At 67.9% G+C, this 18,638-nt stretch carries 14 protein-coding genes; 9 read left to right on the forward strand and 5 right to left on the reverse strand.

All coding sequences use genetic code 11. From position 1 onward, the window contains the following. Positions 1-44: 44 nt before the first annotated feature. Positions 45-1,526, reverse strand: coding sequence for a DUF4178 domain-containing protein (locus AC1DJH_RS10865; RefSeq protein WP_478185686.1), 1,482 nt, complete (start codon positions 1,524-1,526; stop codon positions 45-47). Between the two features lie 124 nt (positions 1,527-1,650). Then, positions 1,651-2,700 carry an SPFH domain-containing protein gene (locus AC1DJH_RS10870; RefSeq protein WP_472113131.1) on the reverse strand — a complete coding sequence of 350 codons (1,050 nt, stop codon included), beginning with the start codon at positions 2,698-2,700 and terminating at the stop codon, positions 1,651-1,653. A gap of 191 nt (positions 2,701-2,891) precedes the next feature. Here AC1DJH_RS10870 and AC1DJH_RS10875 point away from each other — a divergent pair, with 191 nt between their 5' ends. The 4 genes from AC1DJH_RS10875 to AC1DJH_RS10890 all read left to right on the forward strand — a co-directional run bounded on the left by AC1DJH_RS10875 (position 2,892) and on the right by AC1DJH_RS10890 (position 6,532). Then, a complete protein-coding gene (locus AC1DJH_RS10875) occupies positions 2,892-5,240 on the forward strand; it encodes an NADP-dependent malic enzyme (protein ID WP_472113133.1) in 2,349 nt (782 codons plus the stop codon). A 181-nt stretch (positions 5,241-5,421) separates the two neighbouring features. After that, a complete protein-coding gene (locus AC1DJH_RS10880) occupies positions 5,422-5,835 on the forward strand; it encodes a guanyl-specific ribonuclease (RefSeq protein ID WP_472113136.1) in 414 nt (137 codons plus the stop codon). 50 nt (positions 5,836-5,885) lie between these two features. Continuing rightward, complete coding sequence (locus AC1DJH_RS10885) at positions 5,886-6,311, forward strand: barstar family protein (RefSeq protein ID WP_086011111.1); 426 nt, start codon at positions 5,886-5,888, stop codon at positions 6,309-6,311. Positions 6,312-6,388: 77 nt separating this feature from the next. After that, positions 6,389-6,532, forward strand: coding sequence for a hypothetical protein (locus tag AC1DJH_RS10890; protein ID WP_435486655.1), 144 nt, complete (start codon positions 6,389-6,391; stop codon positions 6,530-6,532). Positions 6,533-6,602: 70 nt separating this feature from the next. On the opposite strand, the gene rsmA is transcribed toward AC1DJH_RS10890, so the two are convergent. The 3 genes from rsmA to AC1DJH_RS10905 are packed head-to-tail and all read right to left on the reverse strand — an operon-like array spanning position 6,603 to position 11,384. Further along, positions 6,603-7,367: a 16S rRNA (adenine(1518)-N(6)/adenine(1519)-N(6))-dimethyltransferase RsmA gene (rsmA, locus tag AC1DJH_RS10895; RefSeq protein WP_472113142.1), complete on the reverse strand. Its 765-nt coding sequence runs from the start codon at positions 7,365-7,367 to the stop codon at positions 6,603-6,605. Positions 7,368-7,374: 7 nt separating this feature from the next. Beyond that, complete coding sequence (locus AC1DJH_RS10900) at positions 7,375-8,784, reverse strand: peptidylprolyl isomerase (protein WP_478185687.1); 1,410 nt, start codon at positions 8,782-8,784, stop codon at positions 7,375-7,377. 20 nt (positions 8,785-8,804) lie between these two features. Then, entirely contained in the window at positions 8,805-11,384 is a 2,580-nt protein-coding gene (locus AC1DJH_RS10905) for an LPS-assembly protein LptD (RefSeq protein WP_472113147.1), read from the reverse strand. Positions 11,385-11,621: 237 nt separating this feature from the next. On the opposite strand from AC1DJH_RS10905, the gene AC1DJH_RS10910 reads away from it, so the two are divergent. From AC1DJH_RS10910 to AC1DJH_RS10930, 5 genes are all read left to right on the forward strand, one after another. Beyond that, the gene (locus AC1DJH_RS10910; RefSeq protein ID WP_478185688.1) at positions 11,622-12,758 is read left to right on the forward strand and encodes an aminoglycoside phosphotransferase family protein; all 1,137 of its coding nucleotides are present in this window, start codon (positions 11,622-11,624) and stop codon (positions 12,756-12,758) included. A 40-nt stretch (positions 12,759-12,798) separates the two neighbouring features. Next, entirely contained in the window at positions 12,799-13,530 is a 732-nt protein-coding gene (locus AC1DJH_RS10915; RefSeq protein ID WP_478185689.1) for a 16S rRNA (uracil(1498)-N(3))-methyltransferase, read from the forward strand. Between the two features lie 139 nt (positions 13,531-13,669). Beyond that, positions 13,670-15,025, forward strand: coding sequence for a M20/M25/M40 family metallo-hydrolase (locus tag AC1DJH_RS10920; protein ID WP_478185690.1), 1,356 nt, complete (start codon positions 13,670-13,672; stop codon positions 15,023-15,025). Between the two features lie 101 nt (positions 15,026-15,126). Next, positions 15,127-15,588 carry a YidB family protein gene (locus AC1DJH_RS10925; RefSeq protein WP_435486649.1) on the forward strand — a complete coding sequence of 154 codons (462 nt, stop codon included), beginning with the start codon at positions 15,127-15,129 and terminating at the stop codon, positions 15,586-15,588. Positions 15,589-15,693: 105 nt separating this feature from the next. Further along, positions 15,694-18,612, forward strand: a complete 2,919-nt coding sequence (locus AC1DJH_RS10930) for a DUF4132 domain-containing protein (protein ID WP_478185691.1) — start codon at positions 15,694-15,696, stop codon at positions 18,610-18,612. Positions 18,613-18,638: the final 26 nt, after the last annotated feature.

Below are 18,638 nucleotides of genomic sequence, written 5' to 3' on the forward strand. Positions count from 1 at the left end.
ACCTCCAGTCGTAGTAATAAGAAACATCGCGTGCATCTTCGCCGTCATTTGTGGCCGCCGCCACTCGAATAGCCGCCGTACGAGCCGCCCGAACTGCGCGAGCCGCCGGACGATCCGCCGCTGCAGGTGCTCAGGATGATCAGCAGGATGATGATCACCACGATGATGAGGATGATGGTGCCGCAGCCCATGCCCGAGGCGGCGCTCACGGGTAGCGCGTCGGCGCGCTTGAACATGTCCTTCTTCGCGTCGAGCTTGAAGGCGGTGGCCACCACGCCGCTGTCGAGCTTGATGCCCGACGACCATGTGAGCTCGTTGGCCGAACGCTCCATCGACAGCAGCGCGGGGCCGTTGGCGAAGTCGCGGTTGAAGGTCTTCTGCCCGCGCTCGACCTGCCAGTAGAACTCGCCCGCCACGTAGGTGGTCTCGGCGTTGTACGCGTACTGCTGCTGGTAGCGCTTGCTGAGGTAGGTGGCGGTGCTGCCGTTCTCGGCCATCACCGGCGCGCCGGTGGTCGGCTTGACCAGGCTCCAGCCGTCCTCGGCGTCCACCAGGAAGCTGAAGCCGCGCTTCTTGTTGTAGAGCAGGTACTCGTCCCAGCCGAACATCTCGTCGTCGCCGGGCTCGGTGCCCATGCGGTGCTGGAAACCGACCACCTGCCACTGCGCGCCCTGCAGCTGGCCCATGGTGCCCAGCGCGATGAGCGGGCGCACGGGCTCGTTCTGCGTGGCGTGCTTCAGCTCGCCGCCGATGCCTTGGGACAGGTCGATGATGCTGTTGCACGAACGGCAGGTGATGCTCTTGCTGTCGGCCAGGTTGACGGTGACGGGCGATCCGCAATTGGGGCAGTTGAAGCTGCGGCCCGTCTCGTTCTTGGCGGAGTCCTCGCGCAGGCCGGTGAGCTGCAGGTCTTCGAGCTGCACCGAGCGGCCCAGCGAGGCCGCCGGCGGCGCGGTGCCGTAGTCCAGGCTGAGCACCAGCCCCTTGTCGTTGCGCAGCTCGACCATCGCGAACGGCTTGCCGAGCTCGGGCAGGTGCGGCAGCTCGCCCTGCGCGGAGGTCAGCGCCACCTGCTCGTTGGAGGTGACGGTGTAGCTCTGGCCGGCGAAGGCGGTGGTGGCGCCCACGCGCAGTTCGTTCCAGGGCGGCGCGGTGCGCTGGATGTCGAAGGGCAGCGCGAACACGTACGCGCCGTTGTCCTCGCTGAGCACGCCGGTGCGCTCGCCGTCGAGCGCGGCGATCCACTCGGTCCAGCGACCGCCGGGGTAGGTGTACTGCAGCCGGCCGATCAGCGTGAACGGCTTGTCCTGGATGCGGCCGGCGGCGAACAGCTGCAGCGGGCTGAAGTCGTCGAACAGCTCGGCCATCTTGCCGGTGCGCGCGAGCGTGTCGCCCTGGCGCACGACGGTGCTCTGGCAGTAGGGACAGACCGCGTGCGTCGACTGTGCCGAGCGGAATTCGACCGGCGCGCCGCAGCCGGGGCAGGGCGCGCGGTAGTAGCGTTGGTTGCCGGTTTCCTCAGCCATGGCGCGCGGCTGAAGATGCGACGAACGAAGCGGGAGATACCGCGGTACCGGCTACGCCGGGCCGCAGGTATCGCCCCCTGCAAGGGGGAAGGAGTAGCGACACGAAGTGCGCGAAGCCTGGGGGTTAGACCAGCTTCTTGAGCAGCTCGACCTTCTTGGCGTCGAACTCTTCCTGCGTGAGGATGCCCTTGGTCTTGAGCTCGCCGAGCTTCTCGAGCGTGGTCATCACGTCGCTCGCGCTCACCACGGCCACGGCGGGCTGCTGCTGCGTGGCTGCGGCCTGGGCGGCCGCATTCGGGCTCAGGCCCTGCGCGAGGTTCTGCGCCAGCACCTGGCCGAGCGCCACGCCGGCGCCCAGGCCCATCGCGTCGCCGGCAATGCCGCCGCCGTTGGCCGCGCCTTCGGCGAACTTGGGGATGGCCTGCGCCGTCTGGTACTGCATGAACTTGCCCATGTCGTTGCCGACCATGCCCATGCCGATCTTCTGGTCCAGGATCTTCTGCAGCTCTTCGGGCAGCGAGACGTTCTGCACCGTGATGTTCTCGAGCTTGATACCGATCTTCTCGAACTCGGGCACCAGCTGCGCGGCGAGCGCCTGCGCAAACTGGATCTGGTTGGCCGCGAGATCGAGGAAAGGCACGCCGCTGGACGCGATGGCGTTGCTGATGTTCTGCAGCACCAGGCCGCGCAGCTGGCCGTCGAGGTCGGCCACGCTGTAGATGTCGCGCGTGCCGGAGATTTCGGTGTGGAACAGCTTGGCATCGCCGATGCGGAAGCTGTAGTTGCCGAAGGCGCGCAGGCGCACGGCGCCGAAGTCCTTGTCACGGATCGTGATCGGCTGGGGCGTGCCCCACTTCTGGTCGACCTGCTGGCGCGTGCTGAAGAAATAGACGTCGCTCTTGAAGGGGGACTCGAAGAGCTTGTCCCAGTTCTTCAGGTAGGTGAGCACGGGCAGCGTCTGCGTCGTGAGCTTGTACATGCCGGGGCCGAACACGTCGGCCACCTTGCCTTCGTTGACGAACACCGCCACCTGCGACTCGCGAACGGTGAGCGAGGCGCCGTTCTGGATTTCCATCTCCGCCATCGGGAAACGCCAGGCCAGCGTGCCATCGCCGGTCTCCGTCCACTGGATGATGTCGATGAACTGTTTCTTGATGAAATCCATCAGCGCCATGGTCGCTCCTCTTCAGGTTTTTTCAGGTTTTGTCCGAGCCGTGCATATTGCCACAGCGACTTGACGGCGCAACCCGTGCATTTGGTCATGTGCGCCCCCGGCCATGCGGCGTATGGCCTCTGCCAAGGCCTTGCGGGGCGAGGTCTACAATCGGCGCCCCCAGAAGAAGCGCCACCAGGAGCTACAGGCACATGTCCGATTCGACCCCCTCGACCTCATCGACTCCCACGCCCGAAGACAAACGCGCCGAGCTGCGCCGTGCCGCCCTCGAGTACCACGAGTTCCCCGTCCCCGGCAAGATCGCCATCGCGGCGACCAAGCAGATGGTCAACCAGCGCGACCTGTCGCTGGCGTACTCGCCCGGCGTGGCGGCGCCCTGCGAGGAAATCGTCAAGGACCCGGCCAACGCCTTCAAGTACACCTCGCGCGGCAATCTGGTCGGCGTGATCAGCAACGGCACCGCGGTGCTCGGCCTGGGCGACATCGGCCCGCTGGCCTCCAAGCCGGTCATGGAAGGCAAGGGCGTCCTGTTCAAGAAGTTCGCCGGTGTCGACGTGTTCGACATCGAGATCGACGAGAAGGACCCGGTCAAGCTGGTCGAGATCATCGCCGCGCTGGAGCCCACCTTCGGCGCCATCAACCTGGAAGACATCAAGGCCCCGGACTGCTTCTACGTGGAGCGCGAACTGCGCAAGCGCATGAAGATCCCGGTGTTCCACGACGACCAGCACGGCACGGCCATCACCGTGGCGGCCGCCATGGTCAACGGCCTGAAGGTGGCCGGCAAGAATATCGCCGAGGTCAAGCTGGTCACCTCGGGCGCCGGTGCCGCGGCGCTGGCGTGCCTGAACCTGCTGCTCAAGGTCGGCCTGAAGCGCGAGAACGTGTTCGTCACCGACCTGGCCGGCGTGGTCTATGAAGGCCGCGAAGAGCTGATGGACGACGACAAGCGCCAGTACATGCAGAAGACCGACATGCGCAAGCTGTCGGAGGTGATCGTCGGTGCCGACGTGTTCCTGGGCCTGTCGGCCGGCGGCGTGCTGAAGGCCGAGATGGTGGCGAAGATGGCGGCCAAGCCGGTGATCTTCGCGCTGGCCAACCCGAACCCCGAGATCGCGCCCGAGGACGCCCATGCGGTGCGCGACGACGTGATCATGGCCACCGGGCGCACCGACTATCCGAACCAGGTCAACAACGTCCTGTGCTTCCCGTACATCTTCCGCGGCGCGCTCGACTCGGGTGCGACCACGATCACCGACGAGATGGAAATCGCCGCGGTGCACGCCATCGCCGACCTGGCCCAGGCCGAGCAGAGCGAGCGCGTGGCCGCTGCCTACGTCGGCGAAAAGCTGTCCTTCGGCCCCGAGTACCTGATTCCGAAGCCCTTCGACCCGCGCCTGATGATGAAGATCGCGCCGGCCGTGGCGCAGGCCGCCGCCGACAGCGGCGTGGCGACGCGCCCGATCAAGGACATGGACGCCTACCGCGACCGCCTGCAGAGCTTCGTCTACGCCTCGGGCACGACCATGAAGCCGATCTTCGACGCGGCCAAGCGCTCGCCGAAGAAGCGCGTGGCGTACAGCGAGGGCGAGGAAGAGCGCGTGCTGCGCGCCGCGCAGATCGTGGTCGACGAAGGCCTGGCCCGCCCGACGCTGATCGGACGTCCGGCCATCATTGCCCAGCGCATCGAGAAGTTCGGCCTGCGGCTGAAGGAAGAGCTGGACTACGACATCGTCAACGTCGAGCAGGACCACCGCTACCGCGACTTCTGGCAGACGTACCACCGCATGACGGAGCGCAAGGGCATCACCGCCCAGGTCGCGAAGATCGAGATGCGCCGCCGCCTCACGCTGATCGGCGCGATGCTGCTGCACAAGGACGAGGTGGACGGCATGATCTGCGGCACCTGGGGCACCACGCTGATCCACCTGCACTACATCGACCAGGTGATCGGCAAGCGCCCGGGCGGCTGCGCCAGCACGCCGCAGGACGTGCCGGTGTACGCCTGCATGAACGGCCTGCTGCTGCCCGACCGCCAGGTGTTCCTGGTCGACACGCACGTCAACTACGACCCCTCCCCCGAGGAGCTGGCCGAGATCACGACCATGGCGGCCGAGGAAATGATGCGCTTCGGCCTGAAGCCCAAGGCGGCGCTGCTGTCGCACTCCAATTTCGGCACCAGCAACGAGCCCAGCGCCATCAAGATGCGCAAGACGCTCGACCTGCTGCGCGTGCAGGCACCGTGGCTCGAGGTGGACGGCGAAATGCACGGCGACGTGGCGCTGGACAGCAAGCAGCGCGCAATCGTCATGCCGCACAGCGCGCTGGCCGGTGACGCCAACCTGTTGGTTTTTCCGAACATCGACGCGGCCAATATTTCGTACAACCTGCTCAAGACGGCAGCCGGCGGCAACATCGCAATCGGCCCGGTTCTGCTCGGCGCGGCCAAACCTGTGCACATTCTCACGGCCAGTGCGACTGTTCGGCGCATCGTGAACATGACAGCCTTGACAGTGGCTGACGCAAACGCCGAAAGATAGGCGCTTTGGCGAGAGTGGTCGCCAACTTAAAACACCACTTACCCCCTTGGCGACTGCTCAAACTTTGGGCAGTCGCTTGCTATTTTCGCCAGCGTGGTGCACACTCGCGGGCTTGAATTTGCGGGTTAACCCCGAGGTTGGACGCCGATTCAAACCCCCCGCTCTTTTCTTGTGGTGCCCCATGGCGGCTTACGCCTCGATCACGTCCTCTGTCACCAAATTTGCGCTTACCGGCCTGATGCTGGCGGCGCTGACGACCGGGGCCGAGGCCCGCGGATGGTTCGGCGCCGGAAAAACGTCCACCGAGGGAACGATCGCCCTGTCCGAATTGCCGGTGCAGGGCCAGCGAACCTACCAGTCCATCCTCAACGGTGGACCTTTCCGGTACGACAAGGACGGCACGGTTTTCGGCAATCGCGAGCGTCTTTTACCGCCGGCACGGCGTGGCCACTACCGCGAGTACACGGTGACAACACCCGGCTCGCGCAATCGTGGTGCACAACGAATCGTTTGCGGCGGTGAACAGCGCACCACACCCGAGGCCTGCTGGTACACAGCGGACCACTATGCAAGTTTCAGACGGATTGCGCCATGAGCGATGACAACGACCTGGGTGCCGCCCCGAAGCGCCCCGAAGAAATGATGATGACTATGGAAAGACCAGCGGAGATGACCTTATCCCTTCGTGCCGTACGCCCGAACATCGTGCAATCGATCCGCGCGTTCCGCGTGAACGACCTGCAGGACGCTGCCAACGCAGCCGGCCAGCACTTCCTGTACGCCAACCTGGGCAACGCCCAGACCAAGCAGGACGTGCTCGACCTGATCGCGCAGCAATTCACGTTCCCGGCCCACTTCGGGAAGAACTTCGACGCGCTGTACGACTGCATGACGGACCCATTGCATAAATCGGGCCCGCAGCCGGGTTTCGTCATCGTGCTGGAGCAGATTCCGGCCAATGCCAAGTTCGACAAGGAAGCACGCGAGCAGCTGCTCGACATCTTCCGCGACGCCTCGGACTACTGGGGCGACCGCAAGGTCCCGTTCCGGTGCTTCTATTCTTTTCTGTAGCCCGTTCTGCATCTACCAGCCAAGCAGAACGGGCGAACGAGGCTCAGCCCAAAGCTGAAACCCTCGATGGCATCGAAGTGAACACCACCGCAGCAGCAGCCACCGCCAGCACCGAGCCGGCCGGCGAAAAAATGCCGACCGACAAGCTCGTCGACGTGTCGCCGCTGGCGCTGCGCATGAGCAGCCCGTTCAACGCGGGTTACTGGCTCGCCGCCGCTTGAATCGGTTCAAGCATCAGCGCCTGGGCTTTCCCCGGCGCACATAAAAAAGCCCGTCTGTGACGGGCTTTTTTCATGGGGCCACGGTCTGCGCCAGGGCCACATATTCGTGCACAGGCACTTCCTCCGCCCGGCGCTGGGTATCGAACTCGCCAGTGAAGCCATGCTCCTGCAGCCACTTGCCCAGCGTGTGCCGCATGATCTTGCGCCGCTGGCTGAAAGCCACCTGCACGATTTCGCCCAGGCGCTTCGCATCGACGAGCGGCGGCTGCGCCAGCGGCACCATGCGCACCACGGCGCTGTCCACGCGCGGCGGCGGCTCGAAGCTCTCGGGCGGCACGAACAGCACGTTGGCCATGTCGTAGCGCCACTGCAGCATCACGCTCAGGCGGCTGTAGTCCGACGTGGCGGGCTTGGCCACCATGCGGTCGATCACTTCCTTCTGCAGCATGAAATGCTGGTCTGCCACCAAATGGGCCGAGCCCAGCAGGTGGAACAGGATGGGCGTGGAAATGTTGTAGGGCAGGTTGCCCACCACGCGCAGCGGCTTGGCCGGAAAGCGGCCCGCGAGTTCGGCGAAGTCGACCTTGAGCACGTCGGACTCGATCACGTCGAGCTGCGCATGCTCGCGCAGTCGCTTGGCGAGGTCACGATCCAGCTCGATCACGGTGAGCCGGCCGAGCCGCTCGACCAGCGGTTGCGTGAGCGCCGCGAGCCCCGGGCCGATCTCGACCATGGCGTCGCCGGGCTGCGGTGCGATCTCCCGCACGATCGCATCGATGATCCCGCCGTCGGACAGGAAATGCTGTCCGAACCGCTTCCTGGCGATGTGTGCCATCAGTGAATCAGGACTGCGGGGGTTCGCGGTATTCGACGTAGGCCCGGGCGCGCACTTCCTGCACCCAGGTGCTGAAGGCTTCCTCGATGCGCTGCTCGCGCAGCGCCGCCCGCGCGGCTTCGCGCTGCTCGGACTGGCTCAGCTTGGCCTCGCGGCGGCCGACCACCTGGATCAGGTGCACGCCGAAGCGCGACACCACGGGGTCGCTGATCTGGCCCGGCGTGAGGCGGTCCATCGCTTCCTCGAACTCGGGCACGAACTGGCCCGGGCGCGACCAGCCGAGGTCGCCGCCGGCCTTGGCGCTCGCGTCCTGCGAGTTGTCGCGAGCCAGGGCCGCGAAGTCGGCCGTGCCGGCCTGCAAGCGGCGCTTGAACTCCGCCAGCTGCGCGACCGCCTGGGCCGTGGTGCGCTTGGGATCGCTCAGCAACAGGATATGTCGCACCTGCGTCTGGGTGACGGTGGCGTCGCTCGAACCGACCTGGGCCTTGGCCACCACCTTCAGCACGTGAAAACCGGCGCTGGAGCGCACCGGTCCGGCAATGCCGTTCACCGGCGTCGATTGCGTGGCCTCGACGAACAGCGACGGGTAGCGGTCGGCGCTGCGCATGCCGATGGCGCCGCCGTTGGCGCGGTCGGGCGAATCGGAGTTGTCCTGCACCAGCTTGGCGAAGTCTTCGCCGGCGCGGGCGCGCTGGGCGAGGCCCTGGGCCTTCTGCTGCGCGGTGGCGATCTGCGCGTCGGTCGCGTTTTCCGGCACGGCGACCAGGATCTGCGCCAGGTTGAGGTTCTCCAGCGCGGCGTTCTTGACGGACACGTTGCGCTGGTCGCGCAGGTACTCGTCGGCCTCGGAGTCGCTGATCTTGACCTTCGACTCGACCTCGCGGTCGCGCAGGCGCGTGAGCAGCAACTGGTCGCGCAGGTCGTTGCGGAACTCCTGCTGCGCAATGCCTTCGGCGGCCACGCGGCGGCGCAATTCGACCAGGCTGATCTCGTTCTGGCGCGCCACGGTCTGTTCGGCCTGGTCGATCGCCACCTCGTCGACCTTGATGCCGTTTTCCTTGGCGAGCTGGAGCTGCGCGCGCTCGGTGATCAGGCGCTCGAGCACGAGGCGCGTGAGTTCGTTGCGCGGCACGCGCTGCGCATCGGGGTTTTCCTTCAGCAGGCGCTCCACGCGGACCAGCACCTCGGTGTTGGTGATGGGCTCGGAGTTGACCAGCGCGACGATGAATTCCGCCGAGCGCTGCACCGGCGCCGCGGGAGGCGTGGCGGGCGTGGGGCGTGCCGCCGGTGGGCCCAGCCGCGGGCCGGCGCGCATGATGTCCGTGATGCCGCCGCCGGAGCGAAAGCCCTGCGCGAACGACGTTGCTGCCACGGCCGCTAGGCAGGCGAGGGTGATGATGGAACGGATGTTTTTCATGGCTAGCTCGGTCAGTCGACTCAGTCGTAATTGGTGAAGCGGCTCGGCGCCTCGCCCGGTTGGCGCAGGGGTTCGTAGCGCTGGATGTTCTGCCGCAGGGCCTGCATCGGGCTGGAGCCGATGCTGGAGAACCCGACGAATTCGAGCTGGAACATGATGCGGGTGTTCGCCGTCACCAGGCCCGTGGTGGTGCGCTGCAGCACCACGCGCCCGATCCAGCAGCAGCCGTCGTACTCGAAGCCGAGCACGCCGTCGGTGAGCTTCTTGTCCTGCAGGCTGTAGTTGAGGCGGCCCACAGCGTACCAGCGTCCGCCGCCCTGGCCCTTGCCCGGACCGAGGTTCTTGCCCTTGTCGCCCCACAGGTCGTTGAGGGGCCATTGCCAGCCCACGTCGAACGACTTGCTGCCGTCGGTGGCGGTCGGGGTGGTGGGCGCCTGGTAGCGGAAGGCCGCGCTCAGGTTGTGGTACGGCTCGGGGTTGTAACGGGCACTGATGGCCGAACGCTCCGAGCGGCGGGTGTCGGGGTTGTACTGGACCACGGTGTCCAGGCTCCACTTGGGCGTCCAGTTGATCTGCGCGCCCACCAGCAGGTCGCTTGCGCGGTCGGTGACCGGCGTGCCGCCGGGCAGCGTGACCTTCTGGTCGCTGAAGCGCAGGCGCTGCGCGATGCCGAAACGCGCCGCCTCGACACCGGTGGCCGGGTCGATCAGGCGCGAGGTCACGCCGAGCGTGAGCGCATTGGTGTCCGAGACGCGGTCGCCGCCCGAGAACGCGTTCTCGGTGTAGATGGTCGCGAAGCTGAAGTCGTTGGCGGCCGAATCGTAGTTCGGCAGCATGCTCTGGTTTCGGTACGGCGTGTACACGTAGTACGCGCGCGGCTCCAGCGTCTGGCGGAAGGCGCGGCCGAAGTAGCTCGCATCGCGCTCGAAGATCAGGCCGCTGTCGAGGCTGAAGGTCGGCACCGTCCGGTTGCTGGAGGTCGGGAAGAAATACAGCGAGTTCGGGTTGTAGGGAATCCCGCCGACGTACTGCGTGCCGTTGATCGTGAGCTTCGGAATGTCAGCCTGCGGCACGTAGTAGCTGTACGACGCCGCGTTCACCATCACCTTGGGGATGACGAACGAGCTGGGCGTGATGAACGGCCGGCTGATCGAGGCGATGGCGGAGGCCCGGTCGCCGTCGGGCTGCGACTGCTGGCTGACGTCGAAGCCGGGCTGGCCGCTCAGGATCGTGTTGACCCGGAAGCGCGTGTAGTCCAGGTTGAGCGACACGTCGAAGCCGTGCCAGTCGTACTTGTTGTAGTTGGCCGTGATCTGCGGCATGCGGTCGTACGACGGCACGATCGGCGACAGGTTGTACTGCAGGTTCTGGTACTTGAGCGTGCGGATCGCGCCGCTCCAGTCGTCCTTGGCCCAGCTGAGCGACGCGTCGTTCGGCAGCTGGCGCTGCGCGAGCGACGGCGTGCGCGTGAAGTCACGCCAGTAGTCGTTGTCGCTCACGCGGTTGATCGCGATGTTGGCCGACAGCGAGTCCAGGCCGAACGCCTTGGCGTCGAAGTCCTGGTGGTGATTGAGCCAGAGGCCCCAGCGCCTGGTGCTGTTGGGCGGGGCGGTCAGGTCCTTGGCCTGGATCTCTCCGTTCGCCAGCTGCTGCAGCTGGCTCGCGCGCAGCTCGTTGTAGCGCTGGCCCACGAGGCGGTCGCTGCCCATCAGGTCGAGCCGGGCCGTGCCGTTGTAGCCCTTCTCGAGGTAGCGGAACTCGTTGCTGAGGTTGAGCCCGCGCTTGCTCATGAGCGTGGGGGTGATCGTGGCGTCGCGGTTCGGGGCGATGTTCCAGTAATACGGCTGCGCGATCTCGATGCCGTTGTTGCTGTCGATGCCCACGGTCGGCGGCAGCAGGCCGCTCTTGCGATCGTTCGACAGCGGGAAACTCACACTCGGAATGGGCGGCGTGGAGATGCCCATGAAGCTCAGGCGCGCATTGGTGGCCACGCCCTCGTTTTCCTCGGTGTCGGTCGTTATGGTGGTTGCGGTCAGCAGCCATGCCGGCATCCAGCCGGGAAAGTCCTCGCGGCGGCAGGTGGTGTAGGTGGCCTGGCGGGCCACCGACACGTTGGCGTCGACGAAGTCGATGCGTTGTGCCTCACCGTGCGCCTCGTTCGCCAGGAACTGGTAGCGCACGTTGTTGAAGAAGCCCTCGAAGGTCTCCAGCTTGAGCTGCAGCTCCGGGCCTTCGTACACGTTGCCGCCCTGGTTGACCCGCACGTTGCCGGTGGCCTTGGCCAGGTCGTCGGGCTGGTAGTACTCGAGCCGGTCGGCGGTGATGGAGACCGGGCCGCGGCGCAGCGTGGCATTGCCTTCGACCACGGTATCGAGGTCGGGGCGACCGGACATGCGGTCGCCGGTGACCAGGCTGGGCAACTGGCCGCGCTCGGCGGGCGGCACGACCTCGGTCAGCAGCGGCGTGCGCTTCAGCGTGAGCGGTCCGTCGACATTGGCCGCGGTCTGCGCGGACGCGCCGTGCACATGCATGAGGGCCAGCGACAGCACAGCCAGCGGCAGAGGCGGGCTTGAGCGCCGCAGGGTCACGCGTCGGCTCATCAAGCCTCCCGCCCGGCCGTTCCGAGGAAAGCCGGCGACTCCCCCGGGGAAAGCAGCGAGCGCGCAAGGTGCCCAGCGTGAGGGCTTTGGGTCGTAGGCATCGGTTCGGAACGAAAGATCGTCGGGGAGACGGCGCGGCAGGCCGGCGGGTTGCAGGGGCCGGCAGCGACCCCGGCCCGGCCGGAAGCCGGCCACGGGGGGTTGCCGCGCCAGGCGGATTTGTAGAATCGATTATCCATGACAGCACCCTTGCCCCCCGCCTCTTTGGCCCCGAGCCCCGCCGAGACCATTCTCTGGACCGATCCGCAGCGTGCCGAGGCGTTCCAGGCCTGGCTGGCCGGCATCGCACCCGCCCAGCGGCTGCTGCCCGACACGGTGCGCCTCGCCTCGGCGGACGCGAGTTTTCGCCGCTATTTCCGCGTCGACACCACGGACCCGGTCGCCCCCACGCGCATCGTGATGGACGCGCCGCCGGACAAGGAAAACAGCGACCCCTTCGTCCAGGTGGCGCGGTTGATGTCCGAGGCCGGCGTGCTCGCCCCGACGGTGCTCGAGTGGGACCGGCTCCAGGGCTTTTTGCTGCTCGACGACCTGGGCCGCCAGACCATGCTGGACGTGCTCGACCCGGCCCGGCCCGACGCGAGCCGCCCGCTGTACGGCCGGGCAATCGACGCGCTGATCAAGTGGCAGCTGTCTTCCAAGCCGGGCGTGCTGCCCCCCTATGACCGGGCGCTGCTCGAGCGCGAACTGGCGCTGTTCCCCGAGTGGTACATCGGCCGCCACCGCGGCGTGGCCATCGAGGGCAAGCTGAAAGAGCGCCTGGAACGCAGCTTCAAGTTGATCGTCGACAGCAACCTGGCCTCGCCCAGCGTGTACGTGCACCGCGACTTCATGCCGCGCAACCTGATGGTGAGTGCCGCCCCCACGCTCGGCGCTGACGTGTCCTCGCTGCCCCCCGAGGGGGCGCTCGGCGTGCTCGACTTCCAGGACGCGGTCTACGGTCCCATCACCTACGACATCGCCAGCCTGATGCGCGATGCATTCCTGAGCTGGGACGAGGAGTTCGTGCTCGACATCACCATCCGCTACTGGACCGCCGCGCGCAAGGCCGGCCTGCCGGTGGACGAGGACTTCGGCGCCTTCTACCGCGCGGTCGAATGGATGGGCCTGCAGCGCCACCTGAAGGTGGCCGGCATCTTCGCGCGCCTCACGCTGCGCGACGGCAAGCCCAGGTATCTGGCCGACACGCCGCGCTTCATCGCCTACATCCGCGCCACCGCCAGCCGCTACATGGAGCTCACGCCGCTGGTACGGGTGATCGACGAGGTCGAAGGCACCTCGGCCCTCACCGGCTTTGCCTATGGCCGCGTCTGATGCCCGTCAGATGGACCTGTGCCGCTACTGATTTCATAGCATGCCGCGTTTTCACTGTTCCGTGCCGCTGACCGCCGGCACCAGCCTGGCGCTGCCGTCCGGCGCCGCACGCCACGTGCAGGTGCTGCGCATGCAGCCCGGCGACGCGCTCACCCTGTTCGACGGCGCGGGCGGCGAGTATGCAGCCACGGTCGAGCGCATGGGCCGCAGCGACGTTTCGGTCTTGGTCGGCACCCACCAGCCGGTGGAGCGCGAGGCGCCGCGCGCCGTGCACCTCGCGGTCGGCATGCCGGCCAACGAGCGCATGGACTGGCTGGTCGAGAAGGCCACCGAACTCGGCGTCGCGAGCATCCAGCCGCTGGCCACCGCGCACGGCGTGCTGCGTCTCTCAGGCGAACGGGCCGAGAAGAAGCGGGCGCACTGGGAGGCCATTGCCGTCGCCTCCTGCGAACAATGCGGGCGCAACCGGGTGCCGATGATCCATCCGGTGCAGTCCTTTGGGGGCTGGATCGATGCCCAACCGGCGCAACCGGCGGAATTGGCCGCCGTGCGCCTCGTGCTGAGCCTGGCCGACGGCACCCGCGCCGTGCACGCGCTGCAGGTGCCGCAAGACCGCGGCGCGCTCGTGCTGAGCGGGCCCGAAGGCGGCCTCAGTGTCAGCGAGGAACAGCAGGCCATCGCCCGCGGCTTCGCGCCGGTCACCCTCGGCGCACGCGTGCTGCGCGCCGAAACGGCGGCGCTGGCCGCGCTGGTGTCGCTCGCCGGGCTCTGATCCCTGCGCGGCAAGTGCCGGACAAAGGTCGAACAAGCTTCGAACAGAGGGCGAAAGGTGGGTGTTTTCCGCCACGCGCGCGTGGAGCAGTTGGGAAACAATCGTTACCTTATTAAGACAAAAGAAGGACTTTTGCCCCATGTCCCGCCTGCCTGGCGCGCTGCGCCTCGCCCCGCTCGTTCTTGCCGCGCTGTGCGCGGCCCAAGGCGCCAGCGCCCAGACCCTGGCCGTCGCCCCGGCGCCGGCGCAAGTGAGCCCCGAGGTCGACAAGGCCTACACCCAGCTGATGGCGTCCCCTGCCATCCAGAAGCTGCTCGACGCCGTCAAGGCCGACCATGAACGCTCGGTCGAAGACCTGAAGATGCTCACCGAGATCGAGGCGCCCCCCTTCAAGGAGCACAAACGCGCGGAGGCCTTCCTCGCGCGCATGAAGGCGCTGGGCCTGAGCCACGCGAAGATCGACGCCGAAGGCAACGTGGTCGGCCTGCGCAAGGGCATCGGCGGCGGGCCGAAGCTGCTCGTTTCCGCCCACCTCGACACGGTGTTCCCCGCCGGCACCGACGTGAAGGTGAAGGAGCGCGACGGCCGGCTGTACGCGCCGGGCATCGGCGACGACACGCGCGGCCTCGCCGTGCTGCTGTCCTGGCTCAAGGTGCTGAACGAGCACAAGGTGCAGACCGTGGGCGACCTGATGTTCGTTGCCAACGTCGGCGAGGAAGAGCTGGGCAACCTGCGCGGCATGAAGGCGATCTTTCGCGACCACCTCGACATCGACGGCATGGTGGGACTGGAGCCGTCCCCGCCGGGCGCCGTGCTGGTGCTGGGCACCGCGAGCCACCGCTACGAGGTCACGTTCCAGGGCCCGGGCGGCCACAGCTTCGGCGCCTTCGGCCAGGTGCCCAGCGCCATCCACGGCATGGGCCGCGCCATTGCGAAGATCGCCGACGTGCGCACGCCGAGCTTTCCCAAGACCACCTTCACCGTCGGCACGGTCGGCGGCGGCACCTCGGTCAACACCATCGCACCCGACGCGCGCATGGCCATCGACATCCGCTCGGACGACATGGGCGCGCTGCTCGAGACGGAAAAGAAGATCCTCGCCGCCGTCGACGAGGCCGTGGCCGAGGAAAACAGGCGCTGGAACGTGAACACGCTGAGCGCCAGCACCAGGCTCATCGGGGACCGGCCCGGCGGCCGCACGCCGCCGGACTCGGTGATCGTCGAGGCCGCGACGCGCTCGAACGCGGCCTTCGGCCACAAGACGATGCTGCGCGGCGGCAGCACCGACGCCAACGTACCGATCTCGCTGGGCGTTCCCGCGATCATCGTCGGCGGCGGCGGCAAGGGCTCGGGATTCCATTCGCTCGCCGAGTCCATCGACGTGACAGACGCCTGGAAAGGCGCGCAGAATTCCCTGGTGACGGTGCTCGGGTTGGTGGGTGTGCAAGGGGTGAGCCCTGCATTGCTGCCCAAACGCGTGGCGCGTACCAAGTAATTTGTCACGTTGCCCGTTCGAAAGTGGCCATGCCACTTTCGATTCAAGGTCCGCGGCATCTAACAATGTTGTCGGTTCTGTCACACACCAAGGAAACGGCCATGGGATTGCTCGATTCGGTACTCGGTCAAGTGCTGGGAGGCGCTGCACAACAGCAGCAGCCGCAAGGCGGAGGCCTCGGCGGGCTGGGCGATCTCGGTGGCCTGGCCGGCGCGCTGGGTGGCCTGCTCGCGAACAATGGCGCACAAGGCGGTCTGGGAGGACTGGTCTCGAAGTTCGAGCAGGCCGGCATGGGCAACGTCATCAACTCGTGGATCGGCACGGGAGAAAACCAGCCGGTCTCGGGTGACCAGCTGCAGAACGCACTGGGCGGCGACACCATTGCCGCCATCGCGTCCAAGCTGGGCATCAATGCACAGACGCTGCTGCCGATGCTCGCGACCATGCTGCCGGCGCTCATCGACCAGCTCACGCCGCACGGCAAGGTGCCGGAGCAGGGCCTGGGCAACCATGAAGACCTGCTGGGTTCGCTCAGCGGCCTGCTGCAAGGCAGACAGTCCTGAGCGACGGCTGCCTCTTTCCCTCATTCCGGCGCCCGCGAGGGCGCTTTTTTTTGGCCTGCCGCCGTGGCCGACAATGCCGCTCGCATCAGTTCGAGGGAGCATGGCATGGCGGTCGGTGGCAAATCGAAAGAGGAAAAGGCGGCACAGGGCCTGCAGGCACAGCCCGACGGCAGCGTGCGCTGGACCAAGGGCATGCGCGAATCGCTCGCGCGGTTCAACGACCGGGCCTGCGGCCACTGCGGCGGCTTGCTGTCCACCGAGCGCAGCCTGGACGACAGCCTCGACTTCTATCGCCGGCACCGCGCCAGCTTCTACCCGCCCCGCGCCGCGCGGCTGCGCATGCTCGAGATGCACGGCGCCGCGGCCGCCGAGCTGTTCTTCGAGCCCTCGCCGCACAAGGAGGCCGTGACCGACCTGCTGGCCATCCACGACGCGGCGGTCGTGCGCTTCTTCGTGACGCAGGTCAAGCAGATCGATTGCAAGTCCGCGCTGGCCAAGCAGGCCGCGCGCTGGCCGCTGTTCGTGCTGCGTGCGCTGCTGTCGGCGAACCCGTCACGCCACCAGGCCGGCGCCGCGCTCGTGCTGGAGCTGCTGGCCGCCAACCCCGACTGGCAGGCGGCACTGGAAGCGTCGTGCGACGACAGCCAGCGCAAGACGCTCGCGCGCCTGCAGGAAGACGGCTCCGACGGCGTGACCGACGCCGCCCCCCACGCGTGGCCCGCGCTGCTGCGCCATCCACCGTGGAAGAACCGGCAGGCGCTCCCCGTCGTTCCCACGCTGGCGCTGCAGCCGCTGCCCGCCACCGCCGCGCTCCACTGGAACACACTGCCCCCGCCGCAGTACCAGCAAGCCACGGGCGAGGCGTCCGACTGGCTGGCGCAGGAGGTGCGCGCCTTGCGCGCACGCTCCGACGAGCAGGCCAGGGATTTCGCTCGCCAGCAGCCCGAGGCGCCCGCGGCCATCCGCAACGGCGACCCCGTGCGCAAGGCGCTGTGGATGTTCGGCGTACGGCCGGAACGCATCGACGACATCGCCGAGGGCCGCGCGGTACAACCGGACGACTTCGGCGACATGCCAGGCAGCGCCTGGGCCACGGCCGACTACATCTGGCAGCTGCCGCCGCAGCTGGCCATGGCGGTGTTCACGCACGGGCCGGCGCAGCTGCACGCGCTGAGCGACGCGGGCCGCATCCGTCCGGTCCTCCATCACTTCGGCGTCGCCGCACTGCCGGCGTTGCCGCACTACCTGCGGCACGGCGCGCGCGCCATGTTCGAGCTGGCGTCGGCCATCGAGTGGGACCCGCTGGCGGGCTGGATCGCCAAGGGCCTGCATACCAACCGCTGGGTGCGGCGCGAGGCCGGCGAATGGCTGGCCCGCTATCCCGACGCGGCCGCGCGCGGGCTCATTCCCGCGGCATTGGGCGAACCCGGCCCCGCGCATGAAGCCGCCCAGGCCGCGCTGCGCTGGCTGCACGCGGCCGGCCATGCCGACGCCGTGCGCCGCCAGGCCGCTGCCTACGGCGCCGAGGCCGCCGACGCGGTGGCGACGCTGCTGGCCATCGCGCCCGAAGACCTGCTGCCCGACGGTTTGCCCGTGCTGCCCAAGACCCTGCCGCTCGCGGCGCTGCCCCGGCTGATCCTGAAGGGCAGCGGCCACGCGCTGCCGCAGGCCTGCGTGCCGGACGTGCTGATGGCCATGATGCTCGGCCGCCCCGACGCCCCCTACCCGGGGCTGCCAGCGCTGCTGGACACGCTGGCGCCCGACGCCCTTGCGCGTTTCGGCCGTGCGCTGCTGGCCTGGTGGATCGGCAACGGCCGCCCGAGCAAGGAGCGCTGGATGTTCGCGCTGCAGGGCCGCCTGGGCGACGACGAGACCGCCCGCCAGCTCTACGGCCTGCTGCGCCAGTGGCGCGCCGCGCTCGACCGCGTGCGCGCCTACGACGCCATGGCGATGCTCGGCGACATCGGCAGCGACGCCGCCCTGATGCACCTGGCCGAGCTCGCGCGCCAGACCCGCTACGACGACCTGCGCACCCGTGCCGACCGCATGCTGGGCGAGGTCGCCGAGCAGCGCGGCCTGAGTCTCGACCAACTGGCCGACCGCACCGTGCCCGACCTCGGCCTGGACGCGCGCGCGCGCCTCACGCTCGACTTCGGCCCGCGCACGTTCGAAGTGCGCATGGACGACCACTTCCAGCCCGTGGTGCACGACGCCCGAGGCAAGGTGCTCAAGACGCTGCCCAAGCCCGGCGCGAACGACGAGCCCGGCAAGGCCGCCACCGCGACCACGCAGCTGAAAGACCTGCGCAAGCTGGCCAAGACCGTCGCCGCCACGCAGGTCAAGCGCCTCGAAGCCGCCATGTGCGCGCAGCGCCGCTGGGGCGTCGACGAGTTTTTGCCCTTCTTCGCGAACCACCCGGTGCTGCGCGTGTTCAGCCGGCCGCTGGTGTGGGGCCTGTTCGATGCGTCGAACCGGCTCGAAGGCAGCTTCCGCGTGAGCGCCGAAGGCGAGCTGACCGACCTGCAGGACGACCCGGTCGCGCTGCCGGACACCGCACGCATCGGCCTGCCGCACCCGCTGGAGATGGCCGCGCTCGACACGGCGCTGGCCCCCGCCTGGGCCGCGGTGCTGGCCGACTACGAAATCATGCAGCCTTTCGAGCAGCTGACGCGCCAGACCTTCGTGCGCGACGACGCGCTGCGCACGCGCCGCGATCTCCCGCACTGGGCCGGCCGGCAGGTGTCGAACGCCGGCCTGATGGGGCTGGAGGCGCGCGGATGGCTGCGCGAGGTGGGCGAGGGCGGCATGGTCGACAGCTTCAACAAGGCACTCCCCGGCGGGCGGCGCCTCTGCGTGCAGCTGGAAGAAGGCTGGTTCGTGCAGGACACCCCCGACGGCAAGGCGCTGCAGACGGTGCGCGCGGTGGCGCTGGACGGCACGGAAGGCACGCTGGGCGACCTGTCGCCGATCGCCTTCAGCGAGATCGAGCGCGACCTGCAGCGCGTGATGCGGGACGCCCCATGAACCGCGACCTTCGGCTGCGCGGCGTC

It is taken from the genome of Variovorax sp. 10N412, assembly GCF_056394985.1.